Origin of the sequence: Virgibacillus sp. AGTR (assembly GCF_016919725.2) — a bacterium.
Lineage (GTDB): Bacteria > Bacillota > Bacilli > Bacillales > Amphibacillaceae > Virgibacillus > Virgibacillus salarius.
On record NZ_JAJERH010000012.1, the window covers coordinates 24,537 to 45,599 of the forward strand.

The 21,063-nt window shown below is 40.0% G+C and carries 32 protein-coding genes; all 32 read left to right on the forward strand.

Features of this window, described 5'->3' with window-relative positions:
* Window positions 1-25 precede the first annotated feature (25 nt).
* The 32 genes from rpoC (at window position 26) to rpmJ (ending at window position 21,050) form a co-directional block, all read left to right on the forward strand.
* Window positions 26-3,634, forward strand: coding sequence for a DNA-directed RNA polymerase subunit beta' (gene rpoC, locus JUJ52_RS07190; RefSeq protein ID WP_026680227.1), 3,609 nt, complete (start codon window positions 26-28; stop codon window positions 3,632-3,634).
* A 190-nt stretch (window positions 3,635-3,824) separates the two neighbouring features.
* Entirely contained in the window at window positions 3,825-4,079 is a 255-nt protein-coding gene (locus tag JUJ52_RS07195) for a 50S ribosomal protein L7ae-like protein (protein ID WP_026680228.1), read from the forward strand.
* Window positions 4,080-4,208: 129 nt separating this feature from the next.
* Window positions 4,209-4,622, forward strand: a complete 414-nt coding sequence (gene rpsL, locus JUJ52_RS07200) for a 30S ribosomal protein S12 (RefSeq protein ID WP_026680229.1) — start codon at window positions 4,209-4,211, stop codon at window positions 4,620-4,622.
* A gap of 44 nt (window positions 4,623-4,666) precedes the next feature.
* The gene (gene rpsG / locus JUJ52_RS07205) at window positions 4,667-5,137 is read left to right on the forward strand and encodes a 30S ribosomal protein S7 (RefSeq protein ID WP_026680230.1); all 471 of its coding nucleotides are present in this window, start codon (window positions 4,667-4,669) and stop codon (window positions 5,135-5,137) included.
* A 36-nt stretch (window positions 5,138-5,173) separates the two neighbouring features.
* Entirely contained in the window at window positions 5,174-7,252 is a 2,079-nt protein-coding gene (gene fusA, locus JUJ52_RS07210) for an elongation factor G (RefSeq protein ID WP_026680231.1), read from the forward strand.
* Window positions 7,253-7,377: 125 nt separating this feature from the next.
* On the forward strand, window positions 7,378-8,568 hold the full coding sequence (gene tuf, locus JUJ52_RS07215; RefSeq protein WP_026680232.1) for an elongation factor Tu: 1,191 nt from the start codon (window positions 7,378-7,380) through the stop codon (window positions 8,566-8,568).
* Window positions 8,569-8,973: 405 nt separating this feature from the next.
* A complete protein-coding gene (rpsJ, locus tag JUJ52_RS07220; protein WP_021292712.1) occupies window positions 8,974-9,282 on the forward strand; it encodes a 30S ribosomal protein S10 in 309 nt (102 codons plus the stop codon).
* 28 nt (window positions 9,283-9,310) lie between these two features.
* The gene (rplC, locus tag JUJ52_RS07225) at window positions 9,311-9,940 is read left to right on the forward strand and encodes a 50S ribosomal protein L3 (protein WP_026680233.1); all 630 of its coding nucleotides are present in this window, start codon (window positions 9,311-9,313) and stop codon (window positions 9,938-9,940) included.
* 26 nt (window positions 9,941-9,966) lie between these two features.
* Window positions 9,967-10,590, forward strand: a complete 624-nt coding sequence (gene rplD, locus JUJ52_RS07230) for a 50S ribosomal protein L4 (protein WP_026680234.1) — start codon at window positions 9,967-9,969, stop codon at window positions 10,588-10,590.
* The gene (gene rplW, locus JUJ52_RS07235) at window positions 10,590-10,877 is read left to right on the forward strand and encodes a 50S ribosomal protein L23 (protein WP_026680235.1); all 288 of its coding nucleotides are present in this window, start codon (window positions 10,590-10,592) and stop codon (window positions 10,875-10,877) included. The genes rplD and rplW overlap by 1 nt, the downstream gene beginning before the upstream one ends.
* Before the next feature lie 31 nt (window positions 10,878-10,908).
* Window positions 10,909-11,739 (forward strand): 50S ribosomal protein L2, encoded by an 831-nt coding sequence (rplB, locus tag JUJ52_RS07240; protein WP_026680236.1) that lies wholly within the window; start codon window positions 10,909-10,911, stop codon window positions 11,737-11,739.
* A 57-nt stretch (window positions 11,740-11,796) separates the two neighbouring features.
* Complete coding sequence (rpsS, locus tag JUJ52_RS07245; protein WP_026680237.1) at window positions 11,797-12,075, forward strand: 30S ribosomal protein S19; 279 nt, start codon at window positions 11,797-11,799, stop codon at window positions 12,073-12,075.
* An 18-nt stretch (window positions 12,076-12,093) separates the two neighbouring features.
* Window positions 12,094-12,435 carry a 50S ribosomal protein L22 gene (gene rplV, locus JUJ52_RS07250; RefSeq protein ID WP_026680238.1) on the forward strand — a complete coding sequence of 114 codons (342 nt, stop codon included), beginning with the start codon at window positions 12,094-12,096 and terminating at the stop codon, window positions 12,433-12,435.
* 3 nt (window positions 12,436-12,438) lie between these two features.
* Window positions 12,439-13,080, forward strand: a complete 642-nt coding sequence (rpsC, locus tag JUJ52_RS07255) for a 30S ribosomal protein S3 (RefSeq protein ID WP_026680239.1) — start codon at window positions 12,439-12,441, stop codon at window positions 13,078-13,080.
* An 18-nt stretch (window positions 13,081-13,098) separates the two neighbouring features.
* A complete protein-coding gene (rplP, locus tag JUJ52_RS07260) occupies window positions 13,099-13,533 on the forward strand; it encodes a 50S ribosomal protein L16 (protein ID WP_026680240.1) in 435 nt (144 codons plus the stop codon).
* A complete protein-coding gene (gene rpmC / locus JUJ52_RS07265) occupies window positions 13,523-13,723 on the forward strand; it encodes a 50S ribosomal protein L29 (protein WP_026680241.1) in 201 nt (66 codons plus the stop codon). Before rplP ends, rpmC begins: the two co-directional genes overlap by 11 nt.
* 27 nt (window positions 13,724-13,750) lie before the next feature.
* The gene (rpsQ, locus tag JUJ52_RS07270) at window positions 13,751-14,014 is read left to right on the forward strand and encodes a 30S ribosomal protein S17 (protein WP_121604289.1); all 264 of its coding nucleotides are present in this window, start codon (window positions 13,751-13,753) and stop codon (window positions 14,012-14,014) included.
* 41 nt (window positions 14,015-14,055) lie between these two features.
* Entirely contained in the window at window positions 14,056-14,424 is a 369-nt protein-coding gene (rplN, locus tag JUJ52_RS07275) for a 50S ribosomal protein L14 (protein WP_026680243.1), read from the forward strand.
* A gap of 35 nt (window positions 14,425-14,459) precedes the next feature.
* Window positions 14,460-14,771, forward strand: a complete 312-nt coding sequence (gene rplX, locus JUJ52_RS07280) for a 50S ribosomal protein L24 (RefSeq protein WP_026680244.1) — start codon at window positions 14,460-14,462, stop codon at window positions 14,769-14,771.
* A gap of 24 nt (window positions 14,772-14,795) precedes the next feature.
* The gene (gene rplE, locus JUJ52_RS07285; RefSeq protein ID WP_026680245.1) at window positions 14,796-15,335 is read left to right on the forward strand and encodes a 50S ribosomal protein L5; all 540 of its coding nucleotides are present in this window, start codon (window positions 14,796-14,798) and stop codon (window positions 15,333-15,335) included.
* Window positions 15,336-15,365: 30 nt separating this feature from the next.
* Window positions 15,366-15,551, forward strand: coding sequence for a type Z 30S ribosomal protein S14 (locus tag JUJ52_RS07290; RefSeq protein ID WP_019375521.1), 186 nt, complete (start codon window positions 15,366-15,368; stop codon window positions 15,549-15,551).
* Window positions 15,552-15,580: 29 nt separating this feature from the next.
* Window positions 15,581-15,979, forward strand: coding sequence for a 30S ribosomal protein S8 (gene rpsH / locus JUJ52_RS07295; protein WP_026680246.1), 399 nt, complete (start codon window positions 15,581-15,583; stop codon window positions 15,977-15,979).
* 31 nt (window positions 15,980-16,010) lie between these two features.
* Complete coding sequence (gene rplF, locus JUJ52_RS07300) at window positions 16,011-16,547, forward strand: 50S ribosomal protein L6 (protein WP_026680247.1); 537 nt, start codon at window positions 16,011-16,013, stop codon at window positions 16,545-16,547.
* 32 nt (window positions 16,548-16,579) lie between these two features.
* Complete coding sequence (gene rplR / locus JUJ52_RS07305; RefSeq protein ID WP_026680248.1) at window positions 16,580-16,942, forward strand: 50S ribosomal protein L18; 363 nt, start codon at window positions 16,580-16,582, stop codon at window positions 16,940-16,942.
* A 20-nt stretch (window positions 16,943-16,962) separates the two neighbouring features.
* A complete protein-coding gene (gene rpsE / locus JUJ52_RS07310; RefSeq protein ID WP_026680249.1) occupies window positions 16,963-17,466 on the forward strand; it encodes a 30S ribosomal protein S5 in 504 nt (167 codons plus the stop codon).
* A gap of 13 nt (window positions 17,467-17,479) precedes the next feature.
* Window positions 17,480-17,662, forward strand: a complete 183-nt coding sequence (gene rpmD / locus JUJ52_RS07315) for a 50S ribosomal protein L30 (protein WP_026680250.1) — start codon at window positions 17,480-17,482, stop codon at window positions 17,660-17,662.
* 32 nt (window positions 17,663-17,694) lie between these two features.
* Window positions 17,695-18,135 (forward strand): 50S ribosomal protein L15, encoded by a 441-nt coding sequence (rplO, locus tag JUJ52_RS07320; protein WP_026680251.1) that lies wholly within the window; start codon window positions 17,695-17,697, stop codon window positions 18,133-18,135.
* A complete protein-coding gene (secY, locus tag JUJ52_RS07325) occupies window positions 18,135-19,430 on the forward strand; it encodes a preprotein translocase subunit SecY (protein WP_026680252.1) in 1,296 nt (431 codons plus the stop codon). The genes rplO and secY overlap by 1 nt, the downstream gene beginning before the upstream one ends.
* Window positions 19,431-19,463: 33 nt before the next feature.
* Window positions 19,464-20,108: an adenylate kinase gene (locus tag JUJ52_RS07330; RefSeq protein ID WP_026680253.1), complete on the forward strand. Its 645-nt coding sequence runs from the start codon at window positions 19,464-19,466 to the stop codon at window positions 20,106-20,108.
* Window positions 20,109-20,375: 267 nt separating this feature from the next.
* Window positions 20,376-20,711 carry a KOW domain-containing RNA-binding protein gene (locus tag JUJ52_RS23835; protein WP_026680254.1) on the forward strand — a complete coding sequence of 112 codons (336 nt, stop codon included), beginning with the start codon at window positions 20,376-20,378 and terminating at the stop codon, window positions 20,709-20,711.
* Entirely contained in the window at window positions 20,689-20,907 is a 219-nt protein-coding gene (gene infA, locus JUJ52_RS07340; protein WP_010095735.1) for a translation initiation factor IF-1, read from the forward strand. Before JUJ52_RS23835 ends, infA begins: the two co-directional genes overlap by 23 nt.
* Before the next feature lie 29 nt (window positions 20,908-20,936).
* Window positions 20,937-21,050 (forward strand): 50S ribosomal protein L36, encoded by a 114-nt coding sequence (rpmJ, locus tag JUJ52_RS07345; RefSeq protein ID WP_005999442.1) that lies wholly within the window; start codon window positions 20,937-20,939, stop codon window positions 21,048-21,050.
* Window positions 21,051-21,063 lie beyond the last annotated feature (13 nt).

The window sequence follows — 21,063 nt, forward strand, 5'->3', positions numbered from 1 at the left end:
GGACACTAAAAGGGAGGTTGGCCCCTTGCTAGATGTAAATAATTTTGAGTATATGAAAATTGGTTTAGCTTCACCAGAAAAAATTCGTTCATGGTCATATGGTGAAGTGAAGAAGCCGGAAACGATTAATTACCGTACACTAAAGCCTGAAAAAGATGGATTGTTTTGTGAACGTATTTTCGGGCCACAAAAAGATTGGGAATGTCATTGCGGAAAGTATAAACGTGTTCGCTATAAGGGCGTAGTTTGTGACCGCTGTGGAGTAGAAGTTACAAAAGCTAAGGTTCGTCGTGAGCGCATGGGTCACATCGAACTCGCAGCACCTGTATCCCATATTTGGTATTTTAAAGGAATTCCAAGTAGAATGGGTCTTGTTTTAGATATGTCACCACGTGCGTTAGAAGAAGTTATTTACTTTGCTGCATATATTGTGACAGAAACAGGTAATACACCTTTAGAAAAGAAACAATTACTGTCTGAGAAAGAATACCGGGCTTATTACGATAAATACGGAAAGTCATTCAAAGCTCAGATGGGCGCCGAAGCAATCCGTAAATTATTGCAGGATATTGATTTAGAGAAAGAAGTAGATGCGTTAAAAGAAGAGCTTAAGACAGCACAGGGACAACGTAGAACTCGTGCTATTAAACGATTAGAGGTACTAGAGTCTTTCCGTCATTCTGGCAATGAAGCATCTTGGATGATTTTAGATGTTTTACCAGTCATTCCACCGGAAATTCGCCCGATGGTTCAGTTAGATGGTGGACGTTTTGCGACATCAGATTTAAACGATCTTTATCGACGCGTTATTAATCGAAACAATCGTCTTAAACGCTTGCTGGATCTTGGCGCTCCAAGTATCATTGTGCAAAATGAAAAGCGCATGTTGCAGGAAGCAGTTGATGCATTGATCGATAATGGTCGACGCGGTCGTCCTGTTACAGGACCAGGTAACAGACCACTAAAATCTCTTTCTCATATGTTGAAAGGGAAGCAAGGTCGTTTCCGTCAAAATCTATTAGGAAAACGTGTGGACTATTCCGGACGTTCTGTAATCGTTGTTGGACCACATTTGAAAATGTATCAATGTGGACTTCCGAAAGAAATGGCATTGGAATTGTTCAAGCCATTTATTATGAAAGAGCTTGTAGCAAAAGGAATTGCGCATAATATTAAATCTGCAAAACGCAAAATTGAGCGTGTACACCCTGAAGTTTGGGATGTCTTAGAAGAAGTAATCAAGGAACACCCTGTACTTCTAAACCGTGCACCTACGCTCCACAGATTAGGTATTCAAGCATTTGAACCAACACTGGTTGAAGGTCGTGCGATCCGATTACATCCATTAGTATGTACAGCTTATAACGCCGACTTTGATGGGGACCAAATGGCTGTTCACGTACCATTATCTGCTGAAGCGCAAGCAGAGGCTCGTATTTTGATGCTTGCAGCGCAAAATATTTTAAACCCTAAAGATGGAAAACCGGTAGTTACACCATCACAAGATATGGTATTAGGAAACTATTATCTTACGCTGGAACGTGAAAATGCAGTCGGAGAAGGTACGATATTTAATGATCTGAATGAAGCTTTATTATCTTACCAAAACGGGTATGTACATTTGCATACAAGAGTTGCGGTACACGCATCCAATTTAAATAACGTAACATTCTCTGAAGAACAGAAGTCACAGTTATTAATTACAACCGTTGGTAAATTAATCTTTAATGAAATTTTACCTGATTCGTTCCCGTATATTAATGAACCTACAAAGGTGAATCTAGAGGATCGCACCCCAGAAATGTACTTTGTAGAACGTGGAACTAATGTAAAGGAAGTAATTCAATCTCGAGATATCATTAAGCCATTTAAGAAAGGCTTCCTTGGCGATATTATCGCAGAAGTCTTTAAACGGTTTAAGATTAGTGAAACTTCAAAGATGTTAGATCGAATGAAGGATCTTGGTTTTAGTTATTCAACGAAAGCTGGTATGACAGTTGGTATTTCAGATATTGTTGTACTTCCAGAAAAAGAGGAAATCTTAGATGAGGCACAGAAAAAAGTTGATAATGTCTTGAAACAATTCCGCAGAGGTCTTATTACGGAAGATGAAAGATATGATCGCGTCATTGCCGTTTGGTCACAAGCAAAAGACACCATTCAGGATAAGCTGATGCACTCACTAAGTAACAGAAACCCTATCTTTATGATGAGTGATTCTGGTGCAAGGGGTAATGCTTCTAACTTTACGCAGCTGGCGGGTATGCGTGGACTAATGGCCAACCCAGCTGGTAAGATTATTGAATTACCGATCAAGTCAAGCTTCCGTGAAGGCTTAACCGTTCTAGAATACTTTATTTCTACACACGGTGCACGTAAAGGTCTAGCGGATACAGCGCTGAAAACAGCTGACTCTGGTTACCTAACTCGTCGTCTTGTGGATGTGGCGCAGGATGTTATTGTACGTGAGGCAGACTGTGGTACAGATCGCGGCTTAAAAGTAGCTGCTTTAACAGATGGAACCGAAATGATCGAGCCATTAATTGATCGATTAATCGGACGTACAGCTTTCTATTCAGTAAAACATCCTGAAACCAACGAAGTAATTGTTGAAGCTGATCATTTAATTTCAGAGGATCAAGCAAAACAAATAACGGAAGCTGGAATCGAAGAAGTAACGATTCGCAGTGCGTTTACATGTAACACGAAACATGGTGTCTGTCAAAAATGTTATGGACGTAACCTAGCAACAGGTGCCGATGTAGAAGTCGGAGAAGCTGTTGGAATTATTGCTGCCCAGTCTATTGGTGAGCCAGGAACCCAGTTAACGATGCGTACATTCCATACGGGTGGGGTTGCCGGAGACGATATTACACAAGGTTTACCACGTATTCAAGAATTATTTGAAGCGCGTAATCCGAAAGGGCAAGCGGTCATCAGTGAGATATTCGGAACCGTTCTAGAAGTTAAAGAAGTGAAAGATAAGCAAGAGATCGTTATTCAAGGTGATGTAGAACAACGTTCCTACGCTGTTCCTTATAATGCTCGAATGAAGGTAACGGTTGGGGACGAAATTGCCGCTGGTCAAGAGCTTACAGAGGGTTCTATTGATCCGAAAGATTTATTGCGCATTCGAGGAGTGGAAGGCGTACAAGATTACTTGCTACGTGAAGTTCAACGAGTATACCGAATGCAAGGGGTAGAAATCGGTGACAAGCACGTGGAAGTTATGGTACGTCAAATGCTTCGCAAAATCCGAGTGGTGGATTCCGGAGACACCGATGTGTTACCAGGTTCTTTATTAGAAATCCATCAGTTCAGAGACGCCAACCATACAGTGCTTAAAGAGGGCTACCAGCCAGCTATTGGTAAACCTGTATTACTTGGTATTACAAAAGCCTCTCTTGAAACAGATTCGTTCTTATCTGCAGCATCTTTCCAAGAAACCACTAGGGTACTTACAGATGCAGCAATCAAAGGTAAGCGTGATGAGTTATTGGGTCTGAAAGAGAATGTCATTATCGGTAAGCTTGTTCCTGCTGGTACAGGAATGCAACGCTACCGAAGAGTAAAGCCTGGCTTAGATGAGCCAATTGAAGTGGAAGAAGTAGAAGAAACAGAAACTGTACAATAAATAAACAGGCTTTCACATTTTAACTGAACTGTTGTTTTGATGTGAAAGCCAAGCTTATACAGTATTCAATAGGACAAGTGATCTTAAATCGGAAGTGCAAAAATATCTATTTGATATTGACATTAAAAAATGTGAGTGATAGAATATTCAAGGTGCTTCCGATTATACTTGTTACTTTGGAGGATATGAAATGTCTTATGAAAAAGTAATGCAAGTTCAATCACGAATAATTATCGGAACAAAGCAGACACTTAAAGCCATGAAAAATGGTGAAATAAGTGAAGTGTTTATTGCTGATGATGCTGATCAACATATGACACAAAAAGTCGTAAGTTTGGCTAAGGAGCTTGGCATCCCTTGTCAGTATGTAGATTCCAAGAAAAAACTTGGGGTTGCATGTGGCATAGAGGTAGGTGCATCAACCGCAGCAGTAAAGCATGAATAGTTTTAGCGAATCTTTCGTTGAAGCTTTGTTTTTTGCCAAAAGATGAACCACCTGGATGTGTGGGATTACAAACCCCGCGCAAAACATTAGCTAAACAGATGATATAGATTATGAAGGGAGGAAAATACAATGCCTACTATTAACCAGCTTGTACGCAAAGGACGCGTAAGCAAACCAAAGAAGTCTGACTCTCCAGCACTTAACAAAGGGTACAATAGTTTTAAGAAGAAACTAACGGACCAAAACTCACCACAAAAACGTGGGGTATGTACTCGTGTTGGTACACTAACACCTAAGAAGCCGAATTCAGCACTTCGTAAATATGCTCGTGTACGTCTATCTAACAATATGGAAGTAACTGCATATATCCCTGGAATTGGTCACAACCTTCAGGAGCACAGTGTTGTACTTCTACGTGGAGGTCGTGTTAAAGACTTACCTGGTGTTCGCTATCACATTGTTCGTGGTGCGCTAGACACTGCGGGTGTTGAAGGACGTCAACAAGGTCGTTCTAAATACGGTACCAAAAAACCGAAGCAATAAGTAACTGATTAACTCATTCAAATAGAAGAAAGGAGGAAGGACATATGCCACGTAAAGGACCAGTACCTAAACGCGATGTCTTGCCAGATCCACTTTATAAATCCAAACTAGTGACTCGTTTAATCAACCAGATCATGATTGACGGAAAAAGAGGTAAAGCGCAAAAAATACTTTACAATGCATTTGAATTAGTTTCTGAAAGAAGCGGACAAAATGCAATGGAAGTTTTTGAACAGGCAATGAAGAATGTAATGCCGGTGCTAGAAGTACGTGCTCGTCGTGTTGGTGGTTCAAACTACCAAGTACCGATGGAAGTACGCCCAGAACGTCGTCAAGCATTAGGACTTCGTTATATTGTAAACTACTCTCGTCTACGCGGAGAGAAAACAATGGAAGAACGACTAGCAAATGAAATCTTAGATGCTTCTAATAATACAGGTGCTTCCGTTAAAAAACGCGAAGAAATGCACAAAATGGCAGAAGCGAACAAAGCATTCGCTCACTATCGCTGGTAAGATAAAACAAACCCAAGCTAGGAAGGAGAAGAATACATGGCTAGAGAGTTCTCCTTGGAAAAGACGCGTAATATTGGTATTATGGCACACATTGATGCAGGTAAGACCACTACTACTGAGCGTATTCTTTTCTATACAGGACGTATTCATAAAATTGGTGAAACACACGAAGGTGCTTCGCAAATGGACTGGATGGAGCAGGAGCAAGAGCGTGGAATTACAATTACTTCCGCTGCAACAACTGCTGCATGGAAAGAACATCGTATCAATATTATTGATACACCGGGTCACGTAGACTTCACTGTAGAGGTTGAACGTTCCCTACGCGTGCTTGACGGAGCAGTAACAGTACTTGATGCTCAATCTGGTGTTGAGCCACAAACTGAAACAGTATGGCGTCAAGCAACAACCTATGGTGTACCAAGAATCGTATTCATTAATAAAATGGATAAAATTGGTGCAGATTTCCTTTACTCAACAGGTACGCTAAAAGAGCGTTTAGGTGCAAATGCACATCCTGTTCAGTTACCAATCGGTGCTGAAGATAACTTTGAAGGAATCATTGACCTAATCACGATGGAAGCATTCTTTTATGAGGATGATTTGGGAACTCGTGCTGAGGCTCGTGACATTCCTGATGAGTATAAAGAAAAAGCAGAAGAGCTACGCGGCAGCTTGATCGAAGCTGTATCTGAGCTTGATGAAGAATTGATGATGAAGTATCTAGAAGGAGAAGAAATCTCTAACGATGAACTGAAAGCAGCAATTCGTCAAGCTACATTGAATGTAGAATTTTACCCAGTATATGCTGGTTCAGCTTTCAAAAACAAAGGTGTTCAGTTAATGCTTGATGGTGTACTTGATTATCTACCTGCTCCAACAGACGTTGCTGCAATTGAGGGTATCGTTCCTCGAACAGAAGAGAAGGTAACTCGTCCTTCTGATGATAATGCACCGTTCTCTGCTTTAGCATTTAAAGTAATGACAGACCCTTATGTTGGTAAGCTTACTTTCTTCCGCGTATATTCTGGAACATTAGATTCAGGTTCCTATGTGAAAAACTCTGTAAAGGATAAGCGTGAACGTGTAGGACGTATCCTGCAAATGCACGCAAATTCCCGTGAAGAGATTTCTCGCGTATACTCTGGTGAGATCGCAGCAGCTGTTGGTTTGAAAGACACAACTACTGGTGACACTCTATGTGATGAAAAGGATTTAGTCATTCTTGAGTCAATGGACTTCCCAACACCAGTAATTGGCGTAGCTATTGAACCGAAGACAAAAGCAGACCAAGATAAAATGGGTATTGCTTTAGCTAAGCTTGCTGAAGAGGATCCAACGTTTAAAACGGAAACAAACGAAGAAACCGGCCAAACAATTATTTCAGGTATGGGTGAGCTTCACCTAGATATCATTGTTGACCGATTAAAGCGTGAGTTTAAAGTAGAAGCAAATGTTGGTGCCCCTCAAGTTGCTTACCGTGAAACGTTCCGTGCATCTGCTGAAGTCGAAGGTAAATTCGTACGTCAGTCTGGTGGACGCGGTCAATATGGTCACGTATGGGTTAAATTCGAACCAAACGAAGAAGGCGCTGGATTCGAATTTGAAAACAAAATTGTTGGTGGTGTTGTACCACGTGAATACATCCCTTCTGTTGAAGCTGGAATTGAAGAATCAATGGAAAATGGTGTATTAGCCGGTTACCCACTAATTGATATAAAAGCTACATTATATGATGGAAGCTACCATGACGTTGACTCTAACGAAATGGCATTTAAGATTGCGGCATCCATGGCTTTGAAAGCAGCTAAGAACAAATGTAACCCTGTTTTACTAGAGCCAATTGCTAAGGTTGAAATTGTTATCCCAGAAGAATACATGGGAGATATTATGGGAGATGTTACCTCTCGTCGTGGTCGTGTGGAAGGAATGGAAGCACGTGGACCTCTTCAAGTTGTGAGAGGATTTGTGCCTCTATCTGAAATGTTCGGTTACGCAACTGCGTTACGTTCGAACACACAAGGACGCGGAACATTCACTATGCATTTTGACCATTATGAAGAAGTACCGAAGAGTATTTCTGAAGAAATTATTAAGAAAAATGCTGGTGAATAATTGATTTTTTGATAAATCTAAAGTATAACTTGTATTGAAGGCAAAGAAATGATGTCTATCATTGTTTCTTTGCACATCATAAAATTACAAAAAACACTTTTACTTATTTAAAGGAGGAACTATAAATGGCTAAAGAAAAGTTCGATCGCTCTAAAAGTCACGTAAACGTTGGTACAATTGGACACGTTGACCATGGTAAAACTACATTAACTGCTGCAATTACAATTGTAATGCATAAAAAATCTGGTAAAGGTACGGAAATGGCTTATGACCAAATCGATAACGCACCAGAAGAAAAAGAACGTGGAATCACAATTGCAACTTCCCACGTAGAATATGAAACAGATACTCGTCACTACGCACACGTTGACTGCCCAGGTCACGCTGACTATGTTAAAAACATGATCACTGGTGCTGCTCAAATGGACGGAGCTATCCTAGTAGTATCTGCTGCAGATGGTCCAATGCCACAAACTCGTGAGCATATCTTACTTTCTAAAAACGTTGGAGTACCTTCAATCGTTGTATTCCTTAACAAAACAGATATGGTAGACGATGAAGAATTACTAGAACTTGTAGAAATGGAAGTTCGTGATCTATTAACAGAATACGATTTCCCTGGTGATGATGTACCAGTAATCAAAGGTTCTGCTCTTAAAGCAATTGAAGGAGATGCAGAATACGAAGAAAAAATCGTTGAACTAATGAATGCTGTTGACGAGTATATCCCAACTCCAGATCGTGACAAAGACAAACCATTCATGATGCCTGTTGAGGACGTATTCTCTATCACTGGACGCGGTACAGTTGCCACTGGTCGTGTTGAACGTGGTGAAGTACGTGTTGGTGATGAGGTTGAAATCATCGGTCTAAACGAAAAAGCTGAGAAAACTACTGTAACTGGTGTGGAAATGTTCCGTAAGCTTCTTGACTATGCTGAAGCTGGAGACAACATTGGTGCACTTCTACGTGGTGTTGCTCGTGAAGAAATCAATCGTGGACAGGTGCTTGCTAAACCAGGCTCTATTACTCCACACACTAAATTTAAATCAGAAGTTTATGTTCTATCTAAAGAAGAAGGTGGACGTCATACGCCATTCTTCGCAAACTATCGTCCACAATTCTATTTCCGTACTACTGACGTAACAGGTGTTATTACACTTCCAGAGGGTACTGAAATGGTTATGCCTGGAGATAACATCGAAATGAGTGTTGAGCTTATTTCACCAATCGCTATTGAAGATGGTACTCGCTTCTCTATCCGTGAAGGCGGACGTACTGTTGGATCTGGTGTTGTAACTTCAATTGAAAAATAATTAATGCTATAATATAAAGCACAGCTGGCGTGACGACGCTATCTGTGCTTTGTTTTTTTATATGATGAACCGTTAAATAGTAAATCTAATAATAATGAAATAGATGAATCTTATAATATTTTAAACTGTAATAGCTAGAATTTCTGCGATTTTCCAGTTTTATTTTAGTATAATCCCTTGAAATCACTAGCTAGAACACGTATAATACATAGATGTGCAATTCCCTAGAATTTATGTATAAAGGGTTGCATTGACCAGTTTTTTTCTATATAATAATAATGTTGGTCATCAGAGGCGATGAAACGGAAGGTTGTTGGCACACCCGGCCCCTTTGCCATGGCTGGTTGTTAAGAAATTTCCGTGGAGTATGTCTATACAAATATGGGCGAAAAAGGAGGGAAAATAATGGCAAAAGAAAAAATCAGAATCCGTTTAAAAGCTTATGATCACCGTATTCTAGATCAATCAGCTGAGAAAATTGTAGATACTGCGAAGCGTTCAGGTGCAAATGTGTCTGGTCCAATTCCGCTACCTACAGAAAAATCAGTTTACACTGTACTACGTGCGGTTCATAAATATAAGGATTCACGTGAACAATTCGAAATGCGTACACATAAGCGTCTAATCGACATTGTTAATCCTACACCACAAACAGTTGATTCACTAATGCGTCTTGACTTACCATCTGGTGTAGATATCGAAATCAAACTATAATTTTTGTTTTAAATAGGAGGTGTAACGGATGACGAAAGGAATCTTAGGTCGTAAAATCGGCATGACTCAGCTATTTTCTGAAACTGGAGAGTTAATCCCTGTTACAGTTATTCAAGCTGAGCCAAATGTGGTATTGCAAAAAAGAACGTTAGAGAATGATGGTTACGAAGCGCTACAACTCGGTTTTGCTGATGCGAAGGAATCACGTACTAACAAAGCGGAAAAAGGTCATGCTGAAAAAGCAAACACAACCCCTAAGCGCTACGTTCGTGAAATCCGTAACGCAAATCTTGATGAATATGAAGTAGGTCAAGAAATCAGCGTTAATGTTTTTGAAGCTGGAGATAAAATCGATGTAACTGGTACAACAAAAGGGAAAGGATTCCAAGGTTCCATTAAGCGTCACAACCAACAACGTGGCCCAATGTCCCATGGATCTCATTACCACAGAAGCCCGGGTTCTCTTGGTGCTGTTGACCCAATGCGTGTATTTAAAGGAAGACCACTTCCAGGGCGTATGGGTGGCGATCAAGTAACGATTCAAAACCTAGAAATTGTCAATGTAGATGAAGAACGCAATCTACTTTTAGTCAAAGGTAATGTTCCAGGTGCAAAAAAATCATTCGTAAAAATCACGAGTGCAATTAAGGCTAACTAATCATACACACGAAGGGAGGATATGTCATGCCTAAAGTAGCACTATTAAAACAAGACGGTACAAAAGCTGGCGATATGGAATTAAATGATTCTGTATTCGGCATTGAACCAAACACACATGTTTTACATGAAGCAGTAGTAATGCAACGTGCGTCTTTACGTCAAGGTACGCATGCGGTAAAAAACCGTTCTGAAGTACGTGGTGGTGGTCGTAAACCATGGCGTCAAAAAGGAACTGGTCGTGCACGTCAAGGTTCTATTCGTTCTCCACAATGGGTTGGCGGTGGAACTGTATTCGGACCAACACCGCGCAGTTACAGCTACAAATTACCAAAGAAAGTCCGTCGTCTAGCGCTAAAATCTGCACTATCTTCAAAGGTAAACGAAGATAACCTTGTAGTTTTGGAAAGTATCGTAATGGATACTCCAAAAACGAAAGAAATAGTTAAGATGCTAGATGCATTGAATGTTGATACAAAAGCATTGATTGTAGTTTCTGAAAAAGATGAGTCAGTTATCCGCTCAGCAAACAACTTGCAATCTGTTAATGTTCTAACTGTAGAAGAGCTAAATATTCTAGACTTGCTTGGACATGACAAGCTGATCCTAACGAAGGATGCAGCTGAAAAAGCAGGGGAGGTGCTTGCATAATGAAAGATCCACGTGATATTATTAAGCGCCCTGTCATCACTGAGAACTCAGCTGATTTAATGGCAGAAAAGAAATACACGTTTGAAGTAAGCCCTAAAGCTAACAAAACAGAAATTAAAAACGCTGTTGAACTAGTTTTTGGAGTAAAAGTAGAAAAAGTAAACACAATGAACTTAAAAGGTAAATTCAAGCGAATGGGACGTTACGGTGGGTATCGTTCAGACCGCAAAAAAGCTATCGTACAGCTTTCAGAAGATAGTAAAGAACTAGACTTCTTTGAAGCATAACAAAAGAATTTTGTGAAGGAGGGAAAACAAGATGGCGATTAAAAAGTTCAAACCGACGTCAAATGGTAGACGTAATATGTCCGTATCTGATTTTGCAGAAATCACCACAGATACGCCAGAAAAATCCCTTTTAAGCCCGCTTTACAAACGTGGTGGTCGTAATAATCAAGGGAAATTAACTGTTCGTCATCAAGGTGGCGGCCATAAGCGTCAATACCGTATCATCGATTTCAAACGTGATAAAGATGGTATACCAGGACGCGTTGCTACTGTTGAATATGATCCGAACCGTTCAGCTAATATTGCATTAATTCATTATGCTGATGGTGAAAAACGTTATATTCTAGCACCAAAAGGAATCAAAGTAGGTCAGGAAATTGAATCTGGCGAAGGTGCTGATATTAAATTAGGAAATGCTCTACCACTAGCAAATATTCCAGTTGGTACGATCATTCACAATGTTGAATTAAAGCCAGGACGCGGCGGACAGCTTGCTCGTTCAGCTGGTGCTGAAGCTCAAATCCTTGGACGTGAAGAGAAGTACACATTGGTTCGTTTAGCATCAGGGGAAGTTCGTTTAGTATTATCTACTTGTCGTGCTACTGTAGGTCAAGTTGGTAACATCGAACATGAGCTTGTTCGTGTTGGTAAAGCAGGACGTTCTCGTTGGTTAGGCAAGCGCCCAACTGTACGTGGATCTGTTATGAACCCGAATGATCACCCACACGGTGGTGGTGAAGGACGTGCGCCAATCGGACGTAAATCACCAATGTCACCTTGGGGTAAACCAACCCTTGGATATAAAACACGTAAACGCAACAAGCCGTCTGATAAATATATCGTTCGTAAGCGTAAAAAATAAACGAAAACTGTGGCGGGAAAAATTACCCGTCTCTCAAGTGCGAAAGGAGGTTTATCCATGGGTCGCAGTTTGAAAAAAGGACCTTTTGCAGATGACCATCTGATGAAAAAGATTGAAGTTTTAAATGAAGGCGATAAAAAACAAGTAGTAAAGACTTGGTCTCGTCGCTCTACTATATTCCCTACTTTTGTCGGACATACGATTGCTGTTTATGACGGACGTAAACATGTTCCAGTATATATTACAGAAGACATGGTCGGACACAAATTAGGAGAATTCGCGCCAACACGCACTTACAAAGGGCATGCCGGCGATGATAAGAAAACAAAACGCTAATGAGAGGAGGCACACAACATGCAAGCTAAAGCCGTTGCGAAATCGGTTCGTATTGCTCCTCGTAAAGTACGTTTAGTCGTTGATCTTATTCGAGGAAAAAATGTTGGTGAAGCAATTGCGATTTTACGCCATACACAGCGCGGTGCTTCTCCAGTCGTAGAAAAAGTTTTAAACTCTGCGATCGCTAATGCAGAGCATAACTACGAAATGGATACAGACAATCTAGTAGTTTCGGAAGCATTCGTAAACGAAGGTGCTACGTTGAAACGTTTCCGTCCACGTGCACAAGGACGTGCAAGCAGAATTAACAAGCGCACAAGCCACATCACAGTTGTGGTAACAGAAAAGAAGGAGGGATAGTCAGTGGGTCAAAAAGTAAATCCAACAGGTCTTCGCGTCGGTATTATTAAAGACTGGGAGTCTAAATGGTACGCAGGCAAGGACTATGCAGACTTACTACACGAAGATATTAAAATTAGAGAATATCTTGAAAACCGCTTAAAAATTGCTGCTGTTTCTTCGATCGAAATAGAACGTGCAGCAAACCGCGTGAACATTACGATTCATACTGGTAAACCAGGTATGGTAATTGGTAAAGGCGGATCAGAAGTAGAAGCACTACGTAAATCATTGAACAGCCTTACAGGCAAACGAGTTCATATCAATATCGTAGAAATCAAAAAAGTCGATATCGATGCAACATTAGTTGCTGAAAATATTGCTCGTCAATTAGAAAACCGTATTTCATTCCGTCGTGCTCAAAAACAAACCATTCAACGTGCAATGCGCGCTGGAGCAAAAGGGATTAAAACACAAGTATCTGGACGTCTTGGCGGAGCAGATATCGCTCGTGCGGAACATTATAGTGAAGGAACAGTACCACTACACACTTTACGTGCTGATATAGACTATGGTACAGCAGAAGCTGATACAACCTATGGTAAATTAGGTGTAAAAGTGTGGATTTACCGTGGAGAAGTCCTTCCAACTAAATCAGAAAAATAAGGAAGGGGGCAATGCATTATGTTAATGCCTAAACGTGTGAAATATCGTAGACAACATCGTGGTAAAATGAGAGGCCAAGCTAAAGGCGGCACAACAGTAGCTTTCGGTGAATTTGGTCTGCAAGCAACAGAAGCTTCATGGATTACTAGCCGTCAAATCGAGGCTGCTCGTATTGCAATGACTCGTTACATGAAACGTGGCGGTAAGGTTTGGATTAAAATCTTCCCAGACAAACCATACACTGCAAAACCCCTAGAGGTTCGAATGGGTTCCGGTAAAGGTGCTCCTGAAGGATGGGTAGCAGTAGTTAAGCCAGGGAAAATTATGTTTGAAATCGCAGGTGTATCAGAAGAGGTTGCTCGCGAAGCGTTGCGTCTTGCTTCTCATAAACTTCCGATCAAAACTAAGTTTGTAAAACGTGAAGAAATTGGTGGTGAAAGCAATGAAGGCTAATGAAATTAGAGAACTAACCACTGCCGAAATTGAACAAAAAGTTAAATCGTTAAAAGAAGAACTATTTAATTTACGCTTCCAACTTGCAACAGGCCAATTGGAAAACACTGCACGCATTCGTGAAGTTAGAAAGTCAATTGCACGTATGAAAACTGTAGTACGTCAACGTGAATTAAGCGTAAATAACTAGAAAATTGAAGAGGAGGTTAGCCTCGATATGACTGAACGTAATAATCGTAAAGTATACACAGGCCGTGTTGTTTCCGATAAAATGGATAAAACAATTACTGTTTTAGTTGAAACGTATAAGTTCCACAAGCTATACGGCAAACGTGTAAAATACTCTAAAAAGTTAAAAGCACATGATGAAAATAACCAGGCTAAAACTGGTGACATTGTAAGTATCATGGAAACTCGTCCGCTATCAGCTACTAAGCGTTTTCGTCTAGTTGAAGTTGTTGAAGAAGCGGTAATTATATAATATAGTTCGCTAAGGAAGATCCGAAGGGAGGTCACAGCGATATGATTCAACAAGAAACTCGTTTGAAAGTCGCAGATAACTCTGGTGCTCGTGAATTGCTAACCATTAAAGTATTGGGTGGATCAGGACGTAAAACAGCTAATATCGGTGATGTTATTGTATGTACTGTAAAAGAAGCAACACCAGGAGGCGTTGTCAAAAAAGGTGACGTTGTTAAAGCTGTTATTGTTCGTTCGAAGTCTGGTGCACGCCGTAAAGATGGGTCATATATTCGTTTTGATGAAAATGCAGCGGTAATCATCCGTGATGATAAAAGTCCAAGAGGAACTCGTATCTTCGGACCAGTCGCACGTGAATTACGTGATGCAAAATTCATGAAAATCGTATCTCTTGCTCCAGAAGTATTATAAGCTAAAAATTAGCCTTGTTAGGAGGTGCGTTAAGCATGCATGTAAAAAAAGGTGATAAAGTTAAAGTAATTTCCGGCAAAGACCGTGGAAAAGAAGGTACTATCTTAGAAGCATACCCGAAAAAGGATCGTGTGCTAGTTGAAGGAATTAATATGATTAAAAAACATGCCAAACCTTCTCAAGAAAACCCGCAGGGCGGTATTCTTAATCAAGAAGCACCAATCCATGTTTCTAACGTAATGCCGATAGATCCTAAATCCGGTGAACCAACTCGTGTTGGGCATGAAGTACGTGATGGAAAGAAAGTCCGCATCGCTAAAAAATCCGGTGAAGCATTAGATAAATAGGTTCAGCGAAAGGAGGGCGACATGATGAATCAACTTAAAAATAAATACCAAGATGAAATAGTACCATCTTTGATGAATAAATTTAACTATGAATCTGTGATGCAAGTACCAGCAATCGAGAAGATTGTCATCAACATGGGTGTTGGTGATGCAGTACAGAACTCAAAAGCTTTGGATAACGCTGTCGAAGAGCTTTCATTAATTTCTGGTCAAAAGCCAATGATAACTCGTGCAAAGAAATCTATCGCTGGTTTCCGTCTCCGTGAAGGAATGCCAATCGGTGCTAAAGTAACCCTTCGCGGTGAGCGTATGTACGAATTTCTTCAAAAGCTAATTGCAGTATCACTTCCACGTGTACGTGACTTCCGTGGTATTTCTAAAAAAGCTTTTGATGGTCGTGGAAACTACACATTAGGTGTTAAAGAACAACTAATTTTCCCAGAAATTAACTATGATAAAGTTAACAAAGTACGTGGTATGGATATTGTTATCGTAACAAGCTCCAATACTGACGAAGAAGCTCGTGAACTTCTGGCTCAGCTAGGCATGCCTTTCCAAAAGTAAACGAAAGAGCTAATACAAGGAGGGAAAATAGTGGCTAAAAAATCAATGATTGCAAAACAAAAACGTCCACAAAAGTACCAAGTACGTGAATATACACGTTGTGAACGTTGTGGCCGTCCACATTCTGTAATCCGTAAATTTAAACTTTGCCGTATTTGTTTCCGTGAACTTGCCTATAAAGGTCAAATTCCTGGTGTCAAAAAAGCAAGCTGGTAAACCCCGATTCGGGAAGGAGGTAATGATTAATGGTTATGACAGATCCAATCGCAGATATGCTAACTCGTATTCGTAATGCTAACATGGTAAAACATGAAAAGTTAGAGCTTCCGGCTTCTACAATCAAAAAAGAGATCGCTGATATCTTGAAACGTGAAGGTTTTGTTTCTGACTATGAGCTTGTTGAAGATAACAAGCAAGGCGTTCTGCGTATTTTCCTTAAATACGGTACAAACGAAGAGCGAGTTATTACAGGTATAAAACGAATTAGTAAACCAGGTCTACGTGTTTACGCAAAAGCTAATGAGGTACCACGTGTACTTAACGGATTAGGTATTGCTATCGTTTCAACTTCTAAAGGAGTGCTTTCAGACAAAGAAGCGCGTTCTCAAGCAGTTGGTGGCGAAGTACTTGCATATGTCTGGTAATTGATTATTTAATGATGAGGAGGTGCATGGAATGTCTCGTATAGGACTTAAGCCGATTGAAATTCCCCAAGGTGTAGAAGTTAAACTGGAAGGTAATGTTGTTTCAGTTAAAGGACCTAAAGGTGAGTTAACACGAAATCTACATCCAGATATTAAAGTTAATATGGAGGATAATGTGATTACGCTAGAGCGTCCAAGTGATCACAAAGACCACCGCGCATTACACGGTACTACTCGAAGCCTTATCAACAACATGGTTGAAGGAGTAAGTAAAGGATTTGAGAAGTCTCTTGAAATTATCGGGGTTGGTTACCGTGCGCAAAAACAAGGTAACAAAGTAGTGATTAACGCTGGTTACTCACATCCTGTTGAATTAGACCCTGTTGACGGTATCGAAATTGATGTACCAAAAAACACACAAGTTATTGTTAAAGGTATTGATAAAGAGTTGGTTGGAGCGGTTGCTTCTAATATTAGAGCAATTCGTCCGCCAGAACCGTATAAAGGTAAAGGTATTCGTTACGAAGGTGAATACGTACGTCGTAAAGAAGGTAAAACTGCTAAGTAAGAATAGTTAGGGAGCAGAAAGGAGTGACCTAAATGATTACAAAACCTGACAAAAATGTTATACGTAAAAGAAGACATGCACGTGTACGTAAGAGTCTTTTTGGTACACAGGAGCGTCCTCGTTTAAACGTATATCGTTCAAATAAACACATCTATGTACAATTAATTGATGATCTCAATGGATCTACTGTTGCAAGTGCTTCAACGAAAGATAACGAAATTAATGTTGAATCTACAAGTAATGTAGAAGCAGCAAAGCAGGTCGGAGAAATGATCGCTAAACGTGCTCAGGATAAAGGTTACAAATCGGTTGTATTTGATCGCGGAGGCTACCTTTATCATGGTCGTGTGAAGGCTTTAGCAGACGCTGCAAGAGAAGCAGGTCTTGAATTTTAATCGATAAAGGAGGGACATACATGAGTAAAAACATTGATCCGAACAAATTAGATCTAGAAGAACGCGTTGTTACGGTCAACCGTGTTGCAAAAGTTGTAAAGGGTGGACGTCGTTTCCGTTTCGCAGCTCTAGTTGTAGTCGGAGATAAGAATGGTCATGTAGGTTTTGGTACAGGAAAAGCGCAAGAGGTACCAGAAGCAATTAAAAAAGCAGTTGACGATGCTAAGAAAAATTTAATTACAGTACCGATCGTTGGAACCACAATTCCGCATGAAATTCATGGTCAATTTGGTTCTGGTAATGTATTATTAAAACCAGCTGCAGAAGGTACAGGAGTTATCTCTGGTGGCCCAGTTCGTGCCATCTTGGAACTTGCTGGTGTAGGTGATATACTAACTAAATCACTAGGTTCAAATACACCAATTAATATGATTCGTGCAACATTGAATGGACTAACAAACTTGAAGCGTGCAGAAGACGTAGCAAAACTACGCGGGAAGTCTGTAGAAGAACTGTTAGGATAAGGAGGGAACTGTTATGTCTAAAAAACTAGAAATCACCCTCACGCGCAGTGTTATTGGTGGAACAGAAGGTCAAAAGAAAACTGTTCAAGCACTAGGACTTAAAAAAATTCGTCAATCTGTTGTTCATGAAGATACGCCAGCTCTTCGTGGTATGGTTAATAAAGTATCTCATTTAATAGCGGTTAAAGAAGTTTAAATACGAAATTAGCGTAAAGAGGAGGTGCTCGCATGAAACTTCATGAATTGAAGGCTGCAGAAGGTACACGTAAAAATCGTAATCGTGTAGGTCGTGGTATGTCATCAGGTAACGGTAAAACATCCGGTCGTGGACATAAAGGTCAAAAAGCACGTTCTGGCGGTGGAACTCGTCCGGGCTTTGAAGGTGGTCAAATGCCACTATTTCAACGTCTGCCAAAACGAGGATTTACAAACATTCACCGTAAAGAATTTGCAATTGTAAACCTGGATACTTTAAATCGTTTTGAAGACGGCACAGAAATTACACCTGAGCTATTACTGGAAGAAGGTGTCGTAAGCAAACTTAAAGCCGGTATTAAAGTACTTGGCAATGGTGCTATCGAAAAGAAACTAACAGTAAAAGCTCACAAGTTCTCTGCTTCAGCGAAAGAAGCAATAGAGGCAGCGGGCGGTAAAACAGAGGTGATTTAATGTTCCGTACAATCTCCAATTTTATGCGCGTAGGTGACATTAGGCGGAAAATAATTTTCACATTATTGATGTTGGTTGTCTTCCGTCTAGGCACATTTATTCCTGTGCCATTTACAGATAAGCTAGCAATCGATCAATTGATGAACCAGCAAAACGTATTTGGATTTCTGAATACATTTGGTGGGGGAGCCTTACAAAACTTCTCCATTTTTGCCATGGGAATTATGCCTTATATTACGGCATCAATTATTATGCAATTATTACAGATGGATGTTGTACCCAAATTTGCTGAATGGAAAAAGCAAGGGGATGCAGGCCGAAAGAAATTAGCGCAGGTTACGCGTTACGGTACGATTGTACTTGCGTTTATCCAAGCAATTGCAATGTCTATTGGCTTTAATGCGATGGCAGGTGGTTTGCTAATTGCTGACCCTGGAATAATGAAGTTTCTTGTTATTGCTATTGTGTTAACAAGTGGAACTGCATTCCTGATGTGGTTAGGTGAACAAATCACTGCGAATGGAGTAGGTAACGGAATTTCCATCATTATTTTTGCAGGTATCGTAGCAGCAGTACCGAATGGAATTAAACAATTATACAGCCAGTATTTTATAAATCCTGGTGATGATTTGTTTATTAACATTGTTATTGTTGCCTTAATTGCTTTGGTAGTTGTAGCAGTGACAGTTGGAGTAATTTTCATTCAACAGGCATTGCGAAAAATACCTATACAATATGCCAAAAAACTTGTAAATCGCTCTCCAGTTGGCGGGCACTCTACACATTTACCGTTAAAAGTAAATGCTGCTGGGGTAATTCCAGTCATTTTCGCGATTGCATTTATCATGGCACCTAGTACGGTTGCCAGTTTCTTTGAAGGTAATCAGATTGCAGCAACAATTCAACGTATATTCGATTATACGCAGCCAACAGGTATGGTTATTTATGTAGCATTAATTATTGCTTTCACTTATTTCTATACATTTGTTCAAGTGAATCCTGAACAAATGGCTGAGAATTTACAAAAACAAGGTGGCTACATTCCGGGCATTCGTCCTGGTAAGAATACGGAAACGTATTTGACAAGAGTCTTATATCGTTTAACATTCGTAGGCGCGCTGTTTTTAGCAGCTGTATCTGTACTACCAATCGCCCTAGGTGGAATAGCCGATCTACCTGCGTCTATACAAATTGGCGGCACAAGCTTACTTATCGTTGTAGGTGTTGCCCTGCAAACGATGAAACAATTGGAAAGTCAGTTGGTAAAGCGTCACTACAAAGGGTTTATAAAGTAATTTTTGCTGACAATGAGAGCGAGGGGAAAATTGTTGAACTTGATTTTAATGGGTCTGCCAGGTGCTGGTAAAGGTACGCAGGCTGAGAAAATAAATGAAAAATATAACATCCCTCATATTTCAACAGGAGATATGTTCCGTTTAGCTATTAAAGAGGGAACAGACCTAGGAAAGAAAGCAAAAGAATATATGGATCAAGGCGAACTTGTTCCAGATGAAGTTACGATTGGGATTGTCAGAGAACGCTTGGGTAAGGATGATTGTAAGAATGGCTTCCTATTAGATGGTTTTCCAAGGACAATCGCTCAAGCAGAAGCCTTACAGGACTTATTGCAAGATATGGATCAATCCATTGATTACGTACTTCATGTAGATGTACCGGAAGAAAAATTAGTGGAGCGTCTAACTGGTCGTAGAATTTGTCCGACATGCGGAGCAACTTATCATGTAGTTTATAACCCGCCTAAGGAAGATGGGGTCTGTGATAAGGATGGTTCACAATTAATCCAACGTGATGATGATAAAGCCGATACGGTGAAAACTCGTTTATCTGTAAATATGGAGCAAACCAAACCGTTATTGGATTTTTACGAGGATAGAGGATATCTTGTAACTGTCAATGGAGATAAGGATATTGATGAAGTATTTCAAGATATTCAGTCAAAAATTGAAAAATAAGCATCTTAACTGTAATTAAGCGCACGAGGGATGCAATTCTAATTGTTAAAAGTTATAATTAGTCGAGAGTAACATACGCATAAACGTGTATTACTTCATAATAAAGTGACACAGGATGAAAAGTGAGTAAACCTTTTTCCTATTTTTAGTTGTTCTAAGGGTGGATAAAGAGTACGAAGAAGTTCGATAATACGTCTTTACCGGACCTTTGGGACATCATCTAAAAGGTAGCCATATAAACTATAGCCTAAGTGAAGGTGATCGTTGTTGAACGAAGATGATTCGATTCCGCTAATAGGTCAAGTTGTTCGTATTATGCAAGGACGTGAAGCGGGTCAATACGCATTAGTAATTAAAATTATCGATGAAAAGTATGTCTTGCTTGCAGATGGGGAAAAACGTAAATATGATCGACCAAAGAAAAAGAATCTGCATCATATTGAAAGAATGGATTATATTTCTCCAGAAGTCCAAAACAGCCTTCTAGAAACTGGTCGTGTCACAAATGGTAAATTACGATTTGCCATAGCTAAATTTGTCAATGAAGTTGTGACTGATTTGAAGAAGGGAGATCAACACGATGGCGAAAGACGATGTAATTGAAGTGGAAGGAACCGTAACAGAAACGTTGCCAAATGCGATGTTTAATGTAGAATTGGAAAATGGTCATACAGTATTAGCCCATGTTTCTGGTAAAATTCGTATGCATTTTATTCGCATTCTTCCTGGCGATAAAGTAACGGTTGAACTTTCTCCGTATGATTTAACTAGAGGACGAATTACGTACCGTTATAAATAAGCTCTGCTCCATTAAAGGAGGTAAAGATGATGAAAGTAAGAGCATCAGTAAAACCCATTTGTGAAAAATGTAAAGTTATTAAACGAAATGGTAAAGTAATGGTAATTTGTGAAAATCCGAAGCATAAGCAAAAACAAGGTTAAGAAATTGGAGGTG